18 protein-coding genes are annotated in these 13,784 nt (G+C 70.0%); 7 read left to right on the top strand and 11 right to left on the bottom strand.

The features are described 5' to 3' along the window. Positions 1–7: 7 nt before the first annotated feature. Positions 8–628, bottom strand: a complete 621-nt coding sequence (locus QRY02_RS21085) for an MSMEG_1061 family FMN-dependent PPOX-type flavoprotein (RefSeq protein ID WP_285993247.1) — start codon at positions 626–628, stop codon at positions 8–10. A 56-nt stretch (positions 629–684) separates the two neighbouring features. On the opposite strand from QRY02_RS21085, the gene QRY02_RS21080 reads away from it, so the two are divergent. Then, positions 685–1,302: a TetR/AcrR family transcriptional regulator gene (locus QRY02_RS21080; protein WP_285993246.1), complete on the top strand. Its 618-nt coding sequence runs from the start codon at positions 685–687 to the stop codon at positions 1,300–1,302. On the opposite strand, the gene QRY02_RS21075 is transcribed toward QRY02_RS21080, so the two are convergent. Together QRY02_RS21075 and QRY02_RS21070 are read right to left on the bottom strand one after the other, a co-directional pair. Further along, the gene (locus QRY02_RS21075; RefSeq protein WP_285993245.1) at positions 1,292–2,572 is read right to left on the bottom strand and encodes a right-handed parallel beta-helix repeat-containing protein; all 1,281 of its coding nucleotides are present in this window, start codon (positions 2,570–2,572) and stop codon (positions 1,292–1,294) included. The genes QRY02_RS21080 and QRY02_RS21075 overlap by 11 nt on opposite strands. A 55-nt stretch (positions 2,573–2,627) precedes the next feature. Beyond that, entirely contained in the window at positions 2,628–3,056 is a 429-nt protein-coding gene (locus QRY02_RS21070) for an iron chaperone (protein ID WP_285993244.1), read from the bottom strand. A 109-nt stretch (positions 3,057–3,165) separates the two neighbouring features. Here QRY02_RS21070 and QRY02_RS21065 point away from each other — a divergent pair, with 109 nt between their 5' ends. Next, positions 3,166–3,750 (top strand): TetR/AcrR family transcriptional regulator, encoded by a 585-nt coding sequence (locus QRY02_RS21065; protein WP_285993243.1) that lies wholly within the window; start codon positions 3,166–3,168, stop codon positions 3,748–3,750. Here the strand turns inward: QRY02_RS21065 and QRY02_RS21060 are convergent, their stop codons facing one another. Continuing rightward, complete coding sequence (locus QRY02_RS21060) at positions 3,751–4,653, bottom strand: phosphotransferase (RefSeq protein WP_285993242.1); 903 nt, start codon at positions 4,651–4,653, stop codon at positions 3,751–3,753. Beyond that, on the bottom strand, positions 4,650–5,228 hold the full coding sequence (locus QRY02_RS21055) for a response regulator transcription factor (protein ID WP_285993241.1): 579 nt from the start codon (positions 5,226–5,228) through the stop codon (positions 4,650–4,652). The genes QRY02_RS21060 and QRY02_RS21055 overlap by 4 nt, the downstream gene beginning before the upstream one ends. Before the next feature lie 22 nt (positions 5,229–5,250). On the opposite strand from QRY02_RS21055, the gene QRY02_RS21050 reads away from it, so the two are divergent. Next, positions 5,251–6,240 (top strand): histidine kinase, encoded by a 990-nt coding sequence (locus QRY02_RS21050; protein ID WP_285993240.1) that lies wholly within the window; start codon positions 5,251–5,253, stop codon positions 6,238–6,240. Here QRY02_RS21050 and QRY02_RS21045 read toward each other — a convergent pair. Then, positions 6,182–6,913 carry a polysaccharide deacetylase family protein gene (locus QRY02_RS21045; RefSeq protein ID WP_285993239.1) on the bottom strand — a complete coding sequence of 244 codons (732 nt, stop codon included), beginning with the start codon at positions 6,911–6,913 and terminating at the stop codon, positions 6,182–6,184. The genes QRY02_RS21050 and QRY02_RS21045 overlap by 59 nt on opposite strands. A 124-nt stretch (positions 6,914–7,037) precedes the next feature. Between QRY02_RS21045 and QRY02_RS21040 the strand changes: the two genes are divergently transcribed. Together QRY02_RS21040 and QRY02_RS21035 are read left to right on the top strand one after the other, a co-directional pair. Further along, entirely contained in the window at positions 7,038–7,244 is a 207-nt protein-coding gene (locus tag QRY02_RS21040; RefSeq protein WP_199191314.1) for a helix-turn-helix domain-containing protein, read from the top strand. Further along, positions 7,244–7,903 carry a Clp protease N-terminal domain-containing protein gene (locus tag QRY02_RS21035; RefSeq protein ID WP_285993238.1) on the top strand — a complete coding sequence of 220 codons (660 nt, stop codon included), beginning with the start codon at positions 7,244–7,246 and terminating at the stop codon, positions 7,901–7,903. The genes QRY02_RS21040 and QRY02_RS21035 overlap by 1 nt, the downstream gene beginning before the upstream one ends. Positions 7,904–7,914: 11 nt before the next feature. Here the strand turns inward: QRY02_RS21035 and QRY02_RS21030 are convergent, their stop codons facing one another. From QRY02_RS21030 to QRY02_RS21015, 4 genes are all read right to left on the bottom strand, one after another. Then, positions 7,915–8,334 carry a DUF4279 domain-containing protein gene (locus QRY02_RS21030; protein ID WP_285993237.1) on the bottom strand — a complete coding sequence of 140 codons (420 nt, stop codon included), beginning with the start codon at positions 8,332–8,334 and terminating at the stop codon, positions 7,915–7,917. Positions 8,335–8,405: 71 nt separating this feature from the next. Beyond that, positions 8,406–8,807, bottom strand: coding sequence for a hypothetical protein (locus QRY02_RS21025; RefSeq protein ID WP_285993236.1), 402 nt, complete (start codon positions 8,805–8,807; stop codon positions 8,406–8,408). Positions 8,808–8,931: 124 nt separating this feature from the next. After that, positions 8,932–9,462 carry a hypothetical protein gene (locus tag QRY02_RS21020; protein ID WP_285993235.1) on the bottom strand — a complete coding sequence of 177 codons (531 nt, stop codon included), beginning with the start codon at positions 9,460–9,462 and terminating at the stop codon, positions 8,932–8,934. Positions 9,463–9,491: 29 nt separating this feature from the next. Beyond that, entirely contained in the window at positions 9,492–11,420 is a 1,929-nt protein-coding gene (locus tag QRY02_RS21015) for a tetratricopeptide repeat protein (protein ID WP_285993234.1), read from the bottom strand. A gap of 344 nt (positions 11,421–11,764) precedes the next feature. On the opposite strand from QRY02_RS21015, the gene QRY02_RS21010 reads away from it, so the two are divergent. Continuing rightward, positions 11,765–11,977 (top strand): hypothetical protein, encoded by a 213-nt coding sequence (locus tag QRY02_RS21010; RefSeq protein ID WP_285993233.1) that lies wholly within the window; start codon positions 11,765–11,767, stop codon positions 11,975–11,977. A gap of 172 nt (positions 11,978–12,149) precedes the next feature. On the opposite strand, the gene QRY02_RS21005 is transcribed toward QRY02_RS21010, so the two are convergent. Further along, the gene (locus QRY02_RS21005; protein WP_285993232.1) at positions 12,150–12,869 is read right to left on the bottom strand and encodes a TetR/AcrR family transcriptional regulator; all 720 of its coding nucleotides are present in this window, start codon (positions 12,867–12,869) and stop codon (positions 12,150–12,152) included. A gap of 122 nt (positions 12,870–12,991) precedes the next feature. On the opposite strand from QRY02_RS21005, the gene QRY02_RS21000 reads away from it, so the two are divergent. Next, complete coding sequence (locus tag QRY02_RS21000) at positions 12,992–13,714, top strand: hypothetical protein (RefSeq protein WP_285993231.1); 723 nt, start codon at positions 12,992–12,994, stop codon at positions 13,712–13,714. Positions 13,715–13,784 lie beyond the last annotated feature (70 nt).

The raw sequence follows: 13,784 nt of genomic DNA, 5'->3' as shown, positions 1-13,784 counted from the left end.
GGGCACGTCAGTACAGCTTCCGGTAGCCGTCTTCGAGGAGCTGGTCGAGCAGCGCCGGGTCGACGTTCATCTTCTCGCCGGCGATCTCGCCGGCCGAGGGCAGTTCCGCCGCCAGCGCCTGGCTCGCCGGGTCCCACAGGCGCGACCGGATCAGCGCGCGGCCGCAGTGGAAGTACGCCTCGGCGACGTCGACGACGATCGCCAGCATCGGCGCCTTCGCCTCGGTGCGCATCCGGGCCAGCACGTCCGGGTCGTCGGTGACGTACGCGCTTCCGTTGACCCGCAGGGTTTCCCGCATGCCGGGGACGAAGAACAGCAGGCCGACGCCGTCGTTCTCGGCGATGTTGCGGAAGGAATCGGCGATTTTGTTGCCGGGCCGGTCGGGCAGCGCGACCGTGCGTTCGTCGAGGACCTTGACGAAGCCGGGGTAGTCGCCGCGGGGCGAGCAGTCGGCGCGGCCGGCGGCGTCGGCGGTGGCCAGCGTCAGGAACGGCGAGTGCGCGATGAAGCGGCGGGCGTGCCGGTCGATGCGGTCGCCGATCTTGGCCTTGATCATCGCCTCCGGCTCGCCCAGCCGGGCCGCCACCTCGGCCGGGGAGACGCGGTGCAGCATGTTTGTGCTGGTCATGGCACAATTATGAGCAAATACTCAGCTCTTGACTACTCGCTTTCCCGGGGGGATCCGTGTCGTCGGACCAGCGCCGCATCCAGCCTCGTAAACAGCCGCGTCAGGTGCGCGCCGAGCTGACCCGGCAGCGGATCCTGACCGCGGCTGCTCACGTTTTCGCCGACCACGGCTACGCGGCCGGCACCACCAACCGCATCGCCGAGCGCGCCGGGATCTCGATCGGTTCGCTGTACCAGTACTTCCCGAACAAGGACGCGATCCTCGCCGAACTGCTGACCCGGCACCTCGACGAGGGCACGGCCGCCGCGGCGAAGGTCCTGACCGGCCCGCTGCCCGGTCCGATCGAGGAGGTCTTCCGCGTCTTCGTCCGGCTCACGGTCGAATCCCACCTGGACGACCCCCACCTGCTGCGGATGCTGATCGAGCAGGCCCCGCGGTCGACCGAGCTGCTCGAGAGGATGGGCCGGCTGAAGCGGGCCATGGTCGGCTACACCCGCGACCTCCTGGAGGGCCACCCGGAGGTCCGCGTCGCCGACACCGAGACGGCGGCCCGCCTGGTCATCGCGACGATCGAGCTGGCCGTCCACGACCTGCTGGCCGAGCCCGACCCGATCGACGCCCGGCGGCTCGAAGACGAGATGGTCGCGATGCTGACCCGGTACGTCAAGGGGTGAACTGGTAGGCGCCCGCGTCGATCCGGGTGCCGACGGCGTTGCCGTCGACGTCGATGTCCGCGTACTTCTTGACGCCGAGCCCGATGGCCGGGCTGCCGGTCTTGAGGACCAGGTTCGTCGCGGAGGTGAACTTCGGATCGGCGACCTTGTCCGTGGCGCCCGGGGTGAACTGCCGCTGGCCGCCGGAGAAGACGTTGTGGTCGGTCGCGGTCCAGCCGGCGTCGGCGTAGCCGATCTTCATCGCGGCCTGGATGACGTTCTGGGTGAGCGTGAGCGTCTGGTTGGTGCAGCCGCCGTAGCAGACGAACCCTTCGGATTCGGCGTTGCCGAGCCGGACGGAGTTGTTGCGGAAGACCGTGCCGGTCACCGGGCCGTTGCCGTCCTGGGCGCCGCGCGTCACGATGCCGCCGCGGGTCTTCGCGCCGAAGACCGCGTTGTACTCGTAGACGTTGTTGCGGGACACGCCATCCGGGTCCTTGGCGTCGGTGCCGAGTTCGGTGAAGGACTCGTTGTCCTCGGAAATGTTGTGGTGGATGATGTTGTCGGAGCCCCAGAAGACCTCGACCGCGGCGCCGTCGAGGCCGCCGAAGTCGTCGCTGACCGCGATCGACCCGCTGATCCGGTTCCAGCCGATGTCGGAACCGTTGCCCTGCACGAGGATCGCGAACGCGCCGGAGTCGTCGTTGCCACCCGGCGTCACGACGGTCATGTGGTTGTTGTCGACGAGGTCGTTCTGGGTGACTTCGGTGCCGTCGGCGCTCGGCGCGATGTAGACGCCCGCGCCGGCTCCGGTGATGTAGTTCGAGAGGACTTTGTCGTGGTCCCCGCCGACCTCGACGCCGGCCCAGGAGCAGCGCCCGGCATCGGCCGCCACGCCGACCTGCAGGTCCTGCACCGTGAGGTAGTCGCCGGGCAGGTTGATGCAGGCTTCTTCGTTGCCCTGGACGATCGGGCGCGCGCCGTCACCGTAGGCGCCGATGGTCACGGGCGCGGAGGCCGTCCCCTTGCCGAAGACGCTGAGCCCGCCGGTCCAGGTCCGGCCACGGCGCAGCAGCACGGTTTCGCCGGGTTTCAGTTCGGTCGCGGCGACTTTGGCAAGCGACTTCCAGGGCGCGGCCTGGGTCCCGGCGGCGTTGTCGTTGCCGAGGGCCTGGTCGACGTAGTAGGTGTTCGGCGCGGCGCCGGCCTCGGTGGCGGTGACCGTGGTGACGGTGCCGGCCACGAGGGCGGCGAGCACGCCGAGCGAGAGCAGTTTCCACTGGTTCGACATGGTCGGCGACGGTAAGCCGGGCCGGTACACGTGACGTACAAGGCCCGGCTCCGCCTCACTTCACCGCTTGTGTCACCAGCGCGGCGATCCTCTTCTCGACTGCGGGCGTCACTTCGGTCAGCGCGAAGCCGGCCGCCCACATCGGTCCGTCGTCCAGGTTCGCCTGGTCGCTGAAGCCGAGGGTCGCGTAGCGCGCCTTGAACTTCTCCGCGCTCTGGAAGAAGCAGACGATCTTGCCGTCGAGGGCGTAGGACGGCATGCCGTACCACAGCTTCGGTTCCAGGACCGGGGCGCTGCTCTTGACGATGGCGTGCACACGCTCGGCCAGGACCCGGTCCGACGGCGCCATCTCGGCGATCTTCGCGAGCACGTCCTGCTCCGCCTGTGCCGCCTTGTCCGCCTGGGAGGCCCGGCGCGCCGCGGTCTTCAGTTCCTTGGCGTGCTCCTTCATCGCGGCGCGTTCTTCGGCCGTGAACGTCCCCATGGTGGTTCTCCTTCGTGTTATCGGCACGACCCGTGCCGTTGACGGAAATCTTGGAGCCTGGACGTGGCGGCTGTCAATGGCACGGTGCGTGCCGTTAAGATCCCGGGGCATGGCCGCCGAATCCGCCCCGCCGCGACGTAGGGGCGCCGCCCGGACCGCCGGGCTCCTCGATGCGACGCTCGAGCTCGCCGGTGAGGTCGGCTACGCGGGGTTGAACGTCGAGGCGGTCGCCCGGCGCGCCGGGGTCGGGAAGCACACGATCTACCGGCGCTGGCCGTCCATGGCGGCGCTCCTGCTGGACGCGCTCAGCCACGCCTGGACCACCGACCTCGACTACCACGACACCGGCGACGTCCGGGCGGACCTGCGCGAGCAGTTCCTGCGCTCGGCCCCCGCGCTCGCCGCCCCGCCGATCGGGCCGGTCTACCGGGCGGTGATCGCCGAGGCGCAGGCCGACGAAACCCTGCGGGCCACGCTGCACGACCGGTTCCTGCGGACCGTCGAGCAGAGCACCCTCAACCGGATCACCCGCGCCCAGGAGGCGGGCGAGCTCGTCGAGGGCGTGGACCTGACCTTCCCGGCCGAGGTGCTGTGCGGCACCCTCTACTACCGCCACCTGCTCTCGACCCGCGCGGTGGACGAGAAGGCGGTCGACGACCTGCTGGACATGTTCATGGCCGCGTACGGCCGATAGTCAGGCGCCCGCCCGGCGCAGGCGTTCGGCCGCCTGGGCGCGGACGGCGGTCAGGCACATCGGGCGGTCGCCGTGCAGCGCCTCCCACCGGGCGTTGTGCAGCGCCGGCCACAGGCTCGCCGCCCACGCGATTTCCCGCTCCTCCTCGGTGAACCGGCGTCCCCGGAAGACCTGGTAGGCCGCCAGGAAGCCGGCCGAACTCCCGATCGGCGCCAGGGTCGGCGGCGACACGTTCGCGAACGCGCCGCACGCCGCTCCCGCCAGCGCCGCTTCCGGTTGCCACGCCAGGCTGTCCCAGTCGTGCACGGCCCCGATCCCGCCGTCGTGCCAGCGGAGGTTCTGCGCTTCGAAGTCGGCGTGGCCCAGCACGCAGGGCAGGTCCGCGGCCAGCAAACGCTTGCGCGCTCGCGTAGCCGTCTCGACGACGTACGCGGGCACGACGCTCTGGTCCTGCTCGTCGAGGAACCCGATCGCGGGCCAAAGGCCGGGATCGCGGTGGTCCCACCGCGCCCAGCGCGGGTTCGGCAGGGGCGGCGCGAGGGTCACGGTCGCCAGCTCGGCCAGCAACCGAGCGAAGACCGCGGCGTATCGCTCGGCGATCTCCGGCGAGTCGCCGGGCAGCACCTCGCCGCCGAGCCGGAACTCCTCGGCGTGCACGGCCAGCCCGTCGACAACCGTCACAGGCGTGAGCGGCCGGGGACACGGGAACCCGCGCTCCGCCAGCCGGGCCTGCGCGGCGACGCACGACTCCGCCCGGCCGTCGTCCTCACGAGCTTTCACGACGACGTCCCGTCCGTCGGCCAGCCGAAGCCCGGACACCGTCGAAAGGGACTGCAGCTCGAACAACACTTCGACCGGTGCCGCGCCCAGGTGCGCCGCGCACCAGGACGAAAGCCGGTTCACCGGTCCTTCGCCACGAGGGCCGCCTGGGTGCGGCTGGTGACGCCGAGCTTGGCCAGGACGTTGCCGACGTGCGCCTTCACCGTCCGCTCGGCCAGCCGGAGCCGGGCCGCTATGTCGCGATTGGACAGTCCTTCGCCCAGCAGCTCCAGCACGTCCCGCTCCCGAGGCGTCAGCGCACCACCGCCGCTCAGGGCCGATGCCGCCGCCGGGCTCAGTGCCGTCACGCCCTGGTGGGCCGCCCGGACGGCGGCCACGAGCTCGTCGCCCGAGGCGTCCTTCAGCACGAACCCGGCCGCGCCCGCGCTGAGGGCTTCGCGGATTTCGCGGGGACGGCCGACCGTCGTCAGCATCAGCACCCGGGGCGCCCCCGGGCCGAGCCGGCGGAGGACTTCGAGGCCGTCCATCCCGGGCAGGTACAGATCGAGCAGGACGACGTCGGCTTCGACGGCCGAAGCGAGCAGCTCCGGGCCGCTCGCGTGCTGCGCGACCACCTCGAGGTCCGGCTGCGCGCCCAGGATCAGCGCGATGCCCTCGCGCACCAGCGCGTGGTCGTCGACGACCTGAACCCGGATCATGCCCGCACTCTACTGTCGGTCCATGCGCCAGTCTTTCGTCACGACGGCGGCCGTCGCCGCGGTGTTCTTCGCCAGCGGGGCGTGGACGCCGCAGCAGGGGTGGCTCGCCGCCGGGCTCAGCGCGGCCCAGCTCGTCCCGCTGCTGTGGTCGCGCCGCGCCCCGGCCCTCGTGCTCGCCGTGGTGACCCTCGCGACGGCCGGGCACCTGCTGCTCGACCAGCCGCGCAACACGATGTACGTGCCGGTGCTGCTCGCCCTGTACAGCACGCCGCAGCGGTGGCTCGCGGCGTCCGCGGCGCTGGTCGTCGGCGCCGCCGTGTTCCCGGCGAAGGGCCCGCTCGACGGCACGGTCCTGGCGGTCACGATCGCCGCAGTGGCCTGGCTGCTGGGCGCCGAACGCCGCCGCGCGCTCGCCGACCGGGCCGAGCGCGCGGCCCGGCGGCTGCACGACACGCTCGCCCAGACCACGGCCGTCATGCTGGTGCAGGCCGAGACGCTGCGCGCGGTCGGCGACCTGACCGACGCCGACCGCGCGCGCCTCGACACCCTGCTGGCCGCGGGCCGAGGCGCCCTCACGCTCGTCCGCCGCACGCTGGACGACCTGCGTGACGACGCCGAGCGCGGCCCGGACCTCGCCGAGGTGCTGGCCCGGCTCCGCACCGCGGGACTGGTCCTCGACCGCGACCCGGTGCTGCCCGCGCTGCCGCGCCCGGTGCGGGAGCTGGCCGAGCGGTTCGTCGCCGAAACGGCGGTGAACGCCCTGCGCCACAACGGTCCCGGCGTCCGGCTGCGGCTCGACGTCGAAGCCGGCGACCGGCTGACGATCACCGCGCGGAACACGCTCAAGGGAACATCGCCCGGAGGCGACGGCCATGGGCTGGCCGGGCTCGCGGAGCAGGCCGCGGCGGCCGGGGGCACGCTGAGCCACGGGCCGCGCGGGGGCGAGTGGGTCGTCAGCGTCGAGCTGCCAGCAGCTGCGACACGGTCACGAACCGGTAGCCGCGCTGCTTGAGCCCGTCGAGGATCGGCCCGAGCGCCTGGCGGGTCTGGTCGCGCGCCGGGTACATCGCGTGCAGCAGCACGATCGAGCCCGGCCGGACCTGGTCGACGGTGGTCCGCACGAGGGCGGCCGCGTCGGGGCTGCCTTCTGAATCCGGCTCGACGTCCCAGGTGATCGTGGTGCGGTGGTGCTCGGCGAGGTAGTGCGGGAGGGCGAAGAGCTTCTTGCCGTTCGGGGGCCGGAAGAGGATTTCGCCGGTGTAGCCGGCTGCCCGGATGAGCGCGTCGGTCGCTTCGACCTCGTCGGCCACCCAGGACGGTGTCACGCCGATCATGCGGTCGTGGGAGAAGCTGTGGTTGCCGATTTCGTGCCCGGCGGCGGCGATGTCGTGCGCGAGGTCCGGGTGCGCGGCGATGTCCCGGCCGATGAGGAAGAAGGTCGCGGGCACCTGACGGCTCTTCAGTGTGTCCAGGACCGGGCGGGTGCCCGCGGGATCGGGCCCGTCGTCGAAGGTGAGGGCGACCAGCTTTTCGCCGGTGTCGACGCGGTTCACGAGGGTGCCCGAGAACTGGAACGTCCGCGAGTCGGCGACCTGGAGCAGCGCGTACCCGGCACCGAGCACGACGACCAGCACGCTCGCCACGACGAGCGTCCACTTCCGGGCGCGGCGGGATTTCAAGATCATGCCCGTCACCCTGGCGGTGGTCCCGGGACGCGGGAAGCCGCGAAGGTACCAGTACCAAGGGGCCGGAGTGTCAGCATATGTTGACGACCTGGTCGAGTCAGCATATGCTGACGCAGTGAGCCTGATGACCGATTTCGAGCACACCGTGCGCAGCTCCGACCCGGACATCGCGTTGCGGGCGGTCGCGCGGTTGCGGCGCTTGGCCGAGCAGCTGGAAACCGAGCAGGTGGCGGCGGCCCGGCGAGCCGGCTGGTCGTGGCAGGACATCGCCGACCGGCTCGGCGTCACCAAGCAGACCGTGCACCGCAAGCACCGCGGCCGGGAGGGCTGATGTTCAAGGGGGATCATCCGGCGGTCGGCCAGGCGTTCCGCCGCGCCGGCGAGCTGGCACGAGAGTTCGGGCACGCCCGCGTCGGCAGCGAACACCTGCTGCTGGCCCTCACGGAGGGCCCCCTGGCGGGGCTCGCCGGGATCGAGCGGGCGGTTCGGGAGGCGGCCCCGGACGGCGCCGGCGTGGCCGCCGACCGCGAGGCGTTGAACGTGCTGGGCATCGATCTCGGCCCGCTGCCGGCGGAACTGGCGGACCGGCCGGTCAAGGCGTCCCTGTTCCCGCTGGGAGCGGGGAAAGCCAGGCGCCGGTGCGCCCGGGCGGTACCGCCGATCGGCCTGGACGTCCAAGCGGCCTACGCGGCGTCGCTGCGCCTCGCCCTCGCCCGCCGGGAACGCGAGCACCGCATCGAGCACGTCGCGCTGGTGCTGTTCGCGCTCGATCCCGGCGCCGACTGGGCGATGCGCACGGCCGGCGCCGACCGCCGGGAACTGCTCGCCCGCCTGGCATCGGCCTACCCACCGCCGCGGCGCAACCGGCTGCTGCGGGCCGAACGCCGCCTGGGGCGGCAGGCCCGCTGCCGCGACATCGTGCGCGGCTACCAGCACACGACGGGCCGCGCGGCGGTCACCCCGTCGGCACTGGCCGCCCTGGTGCACTGAAGGCGCCGGTGTCAGTCGTCGTCACCCATGACGTCCAGGAGGAGATCACCGGGCACCGCGAGCAACCGCTGCAGAAGCGGCCGGTCAAGCTCGATCGCGTGTTCGGTCGCCTGCGACGCCGCCAAGCAGAACCAGTCGGCCACGTACCCCTGAGTGGTCAGCTGCCACAAGGCTTCCGCCTTCGGCTCGAGCCGGTCGAGAAGCAGGTGAAGGTGATCGGCGAGCTCGCGGTCGGACGGCAAGTCCGACGACAGCATCCACAGCGACCCCCGGCGGATGGCCGCCGAACGACGCCCTACCCGATCCCCGGCCTCGAACGAATGTGTCGGCTCCAAGCCAAGAAGCCGAGTCACCGCCGCAGCGCTTCCGCCTTGGTCACCGGAGAGCCGGAACGTCGCACCTGCCTGCACCGCGGCATCATCGCGCAGCAAGTGGCCCGCCGCGAGGCGAATTCGTGCGAGCTGAGCACGCTGTCATCGGCATGTGCGTGCGTTGTGGCAGCTCACGTTGGCATTGCCCGCGCTCGCGCCAGAGCGTCAGTCCAGGCGCTGGCGTACTCGGCAGCGGTCACCCAGTACAAGCTGTGGAAGGGTGACTCGTCTGCGCTCTCGGCGATGTAGACCCGGTCGGCGTGCTGCCAGATCAGGATGCGCCAGCACTGGTCGAGATCGCTGTACGGCTGGCTCACGTCGCCCAGGGGGACATCAGCCATGGTCCACGATCGCAGATCATGACAAACATCTTCCCACCAGGGAAAACCTGCGATCTGACATCGGTGACCGTCCGTGAACCGCAGTGCGGTGCTGCTGCCGCGTGCGAAGAACTCGACCTCGAATCCAGCAGCCCGCGTGAAGAGGCCCTGGTTGCTCTCGGCAACCAGCTCCTGGTCGCTCAGCTCATGCACGAAGCCTCCCGCTCGATCCAGCCGCATCCTTACGCGTCGGAGTCATCAGTCGCAAGCGAGATCATGACCGCCCTACGTTGCACCGGGTCATCCGACCATCGGCATGTCAGTGCGCGTCCTGCGATCAGTGATCGTGGTGCCCGTGCGCGGGTTGAGTCGTGGGAAGAGTTGAACGCAGCGGTCGCGCGAGTGCCCGGACGACGGGTGCGGGTAGCCCCAGCGTCGGCATTGATTGCAGTTCGGCCTCGGTATCGAGATCGACTTCGGTGCAGCCACAATCCAGGTATTCCTCCGCGAGGAAGGCTCGGCTGGCCAGGTCCGACTCGAAATCCGGAGGCGCAAGCCCGGTCAGGAGGCGAGTCATCGGCGCGGTGATCACGGCCGGCCGGGCTCTGAGGTCGTCCGCCATCAACCGGGCGACGAGCACGGTTGACTCGTCGCGCCCGGGAACCACGATCTCGTGCCGCTCGCACACTGCGGCCACCAGCGGGTCGGTGTCCCATCCATTCGCCCGCTGGTTCAACCCGGCCAGCTCGGCGATCGCAAGATCTTCAGACCCTTCCAGCAGCAGGCTGACCGCGACATCCGGCCAGTCGCCCGGCTGCAGGCAACCGAGGGATTCGGCTGCCCTCGCCACCAAAAGCGCGGTGCGCAATGAAGCATTGTCCAGGCCTGTGAGGGTCCTTACCGGCCATTGAGGTCTTGCCGGTCTGCGAGCCGGTCGAGGGCAGCGGCTGCACCAGCGGGGTCGCCGGATGCCGCGAGCCAGTAGGCGAGGTTGTTGAGCGTGCGCAAAGTCTTGGGGTGGTCGGGGCCCAAGGTGCGAAGCCTCTCGTCGAAGAGCCGTTCGAAATCGGCGGCCGCGGCTGTGGGGTTACCGACCTCGCCCCGCCAGTAAGCCAGATTGTTCCGGGTGGTCGATGTGTCCGGATGGTCGCGTCCCAGGACGCGGAGCTGGTTGTCAAGGATGCGTTCGTACTCCTCGGCTGCGCCGGCGGGGTCGCCGGTGCGTGCTCTCCAGTCGGCCAGGCTGGAGCGGGTTCGCAGGGTGTCAGGGTGGTCTGGGCCCAGTACCCGGATCCGGTCTTCGAGGACTCGATGGAACTCCGCAGCCGCGGTGGCGGGATCGCCTGCTTCACCTTGCCAACGGGCAAGACCGTGGCGGATGGTCAAGGTGCTGGGGTGGCTGTGGCCGAGTTGTTGTTCGGCGACTGAGCGCAGCTGCGTGAAGTACGTGCGCGCCTTGGTTGCCAGTCCAGCGTCGCCGAGACTCTTGCCCGCGCGGAGCAGGACGGTGTGCGCGTCTGGTGTCCACAGGTGTGGTCCGCTGTGTTCGGCCAGTGTGGCGGTGTTGGCGCGCAGCACCTGCCCGATCTGGGGATCGGCCTCTATATCAGGCCAGATTTCCAGGAGCGCGTCTGCGGCGGCGTGGGCGATCCGCGTGCGGTAGGCGTCCGGCATCGCCTCGCGAGTGGCGCGTTGCACGAGTGCGTGGACTCGTACTGCATGAGTTGCCGAATCCTGGCTGCGGGTGATCAGAGTCAGCCGGTGCAGGCAGCCGAGAGCATCGTGAGCTTCCGCCGCGTCGATCTCTCGCTCGGTGAGCGTCGCGAGCAAGCCGGTGACGGCGCTGGTGGCGAAAACGTCGGTTGGGATGCCGTTGGCGTCGAGCATGCTGGCAACGTCGAGCATCGGCCGGGCCAGTCCTGCGGGTTCGAGCTGGTTCGCGTGCTCGATAGACAGGGACCACGTCGTGGCGATGGTGGCCCGTTGCTGGTCGGGGAGTCCGTCCGTGTCGGGGAACAGCGTGCACGACAGGTCGCGGTCGATCATGTAGGCAACGGCTTGTGCCAGGGCCAGGGGCAAATATCCCAGGCTGGATGCGAGCTCGGTCATGTTGTCGAGTAGGAGCGGTTGATCGGCGAGAGCGTCGCGGAGGTAGTTGTGGGCCTCGCGGGACGTGAACAAGCCGATGCCGATCTGGCGGCGACAGGGCCCTCGCAAGGCGGCATCGCGGCGGCGGGTGGTGACGACGACTCGGCCGGTCTCCATGGTCGGTGGCCACAGGCCGTCGAGGTCGTGCGGTTGCTGTAGGTCGTCGAGCACGATCAGCCAGCGCGCCTTGGCGGTGGCCAGCCAGGAGAGCAGGCGTCGTGCACCGCGGTCGGGATCGGGATCGGTGTGACCGTCCAGTTCGGTCGCGAGTTCGGCGTAGGCGGAGACAATCGCGTCTCGTGAGCTGGCTGTCACCCAGACCAGCAGATCGAGCATGCCTGTCGCCCAAGCCTGTTCCGCGTAGGCAAGTGCGATTTGGGTCTTGCCGACGCCGCCGAGTCCGGAGATCACTCCCGCGCGAACTGCGCTGTTCGAGGTAAGGATTGCAGTGTCGCCGTGCCCGAGAATGCGTGCGAGTTCGTCCGTGGCTGAACGGGGCTGGAGCGCCGTAGCGTGTTGAGGTATTGACACGGTCCGGTGCGGCAGCGTCACAACCGGGCGGGGAGGGCTGTGAAGGTGGACGCCACCGTGGACGGTGCCGATCTGCGTCAGGCGCCCGGCGACGTGGCCGGACGCCAGGTTCGTTGCGCGAACGGGGTCGTCGGGACCGTGGTCCATCCGCCGAGTATCCCGCATCCATCGCTCTGCGCCGACCAGGAGAACCGACTTGGGGCGTCTGGGAGGTGCACCCTTCGGGTGGCGCCAGGGCGCGCACGAATGGAGTAACGGTCGGCCCGGGGAGAGAGGCTTGCCGGATGATCAAGGCTGAGGTCGTCGCAGCAATCACGGCGTGGCCGGTATGTCAGCGGCATGTGAGTGCGTTCGTTCCCCAGGCGTGAACGACAGCTGCATTCGAGTTGATCTAAGAGGCAGGGGTCGTGAGTTCGGCCCAGGGCACAGAACAGCGACGGCATCGCTTGTCCCGCGCCGGAAACCGCCGAATCAGCCGAACATTGCACATCATGGGCATCGTCCACCTCCGCAATCCCGCCGACGGCCGCGTCTATTTCGACTCAAAAAAGGTGGCGGGCAAGACCTCGACCTCGATGGAAGCGATGCGCGCCCTCAAACGACGCCTGTCGAACGTCGTCTACGCACGCATGCTCGCCGATCAGAAACGACACGAGGCGGCCGGCCCGGGAGGGCACTCGGGGACGACTCTCAATCCAGCGTGACCGGCCTGACCCCGGACACCGGCCCTTCGGGCAAGCCACAACCCGAACCTGCCACCGCTCAGCCTACGCCCGTCGCCACCGCCCCTTGACATAAAGGGGAGCCATGAGCGGACGTTGGTGTGGAGTCGATGTGGTCAAGGTGCGGCGCCGGCAAGACATTCGGGATGTGGCGCTACCGGGCTGACGGCCGTAGCGGTGAGTCCGACCCGCTGGCCGCTGTGCGGGAGGCTTGCTGGGGCATCCGGCTGAGGCCGTCGAGGATGAGGTCGAGTCCGAACTCGAACTCGTCGGCGAAGGCGAACCCGGTCTTTGCCAGTTCGGTGACCACCTCGGCGAGGTAGGGGTAGTCCTCGAGTTCCGACGGCTTCCGGTCGACGACGGCTTTTTGCCGCCGCGCGGCTTCCGCCGGGATGTCGCCGGCGAGGGTCTTCTCCTGGAGGGCGAACCCGTAGACGTAGGCGTCCATCAGGTTGTACGCGTGCACGGCCATGCGGAAGGGAAAGTCCGCGTCACGGCGGAGGCACCGCATCATGGCGTTGTGGTGGTGCAGGTTCGCCGGTCCTGGGGTACCTGTCTCCATCCGGCCGACCGCCCACGGGTGGCGGAGCAAAGCCTGCCGCATCGATGCCGCGCGGCGGTGCATGGCGGTCCGCCAGTCGACGTCGACGGGGACCTCGACCTCGGCGAAGACCAGGTCGACCATGCCGTCGAGGAGTTCGCGCTTGTCCGCCACGTGCTTGTAGAGCGCCATGGGCACGACGCTCAACTGGGCCGCGAGCCTGCGCATGGTCAGGGCCTCGAAGCCGCCTTCATCCGCCAGTTCGACGGCAGCGCCCAGCACCTTGGCGCGGTTGAGCCGCTCCCGGCCGCCGGCCGCGGCGGTGTCCTGCATCGGGGTCCTCCACCTTCTGACCGGTGGCCCGGTCTTGACAGGTGTACATCGTACGCCTAGTTTGGGCTCGGTAGAGGTGTACGTTGTACACCTCGGTTGAATCCCTTTCGGAGGAGCAAGGCATGAGTGCCACGCCAAGACCCGGCAAGACGAAGCAGTTCTCCATGGCGCCCGGCGAACGGGGCCTTTCGCGGGCCGCCGGAATCGCTGCCGCGATCGCGGGGGCACTGTTCATCGCGGTCCAGGTCGGCCACCCGGCCATGGACGTCTCGCTGGTCACCACCACCGACTGGGCCGTGCGCGGCACGGCGAAGGCGCTCATGGCCGCGCTGGCGCTCGTCGGCATCACCGGCATGTACCTGCGTCAAGTGCGGCAGACGGGAATTCTCGGCTTCCTTGGCTACGTCTTGTTCGCGGTCGGCTACCTGCTGATGTTCAGCATCGAGGTGGTCGCCGCTGCCGTTCTGCCCGCGCTGGCACCCACGGCGCCCGGCTATGTAGCCGACGTCCTCGCCGTCGCCTTCGGCGGCACCGCAACCCATGACATCGGCGGCATGCAGACCGTCATCGCGGTCAGCTCCGTCGGTTATCTCGCGGGTGGATGCCTGTTCGGCATCGCGTTGTTCCGGGCGCGCGTCCTCGCCCGGTGGGCGTCGGCGCTGCTTGCCGCGGGCACCGTCGCCACGGTCGCGCTCGCGGTGCTCCCGGAGTCGTTCAACCGGCCGTTGGCCGTTCCGACCGGAGTAGCGTTGATCGGCTTGGGCATCTCGCTGTGGCGGGCCCGACCAGCCACGGGCAGCGACAACTCGGCGCCTCCCACTGTGGAACACGCCGCCGCGCGATGATCATCGATGTCCCCGCCGCCCGCACTGCGCGGCGGGGATGAGGCAGGATCCCGGCCCCATGACTCACGCT

Origin of the sequence: Amycolatopsis sp. DG1A-15b (assembly GCF_030285645.1) — a bacterium.
Taxonomy (GTDB): Bacteria; Actinomycetota; Actinomycetes; order Mycobacteriales; family Pseudonocardiaceae; genus Amycolatopsis.
The sequence above is the reverse complement of the archived record's forward strand: the minus strand, read 5'-3'. Positions and strand labels throughout refer to the sequence as shown.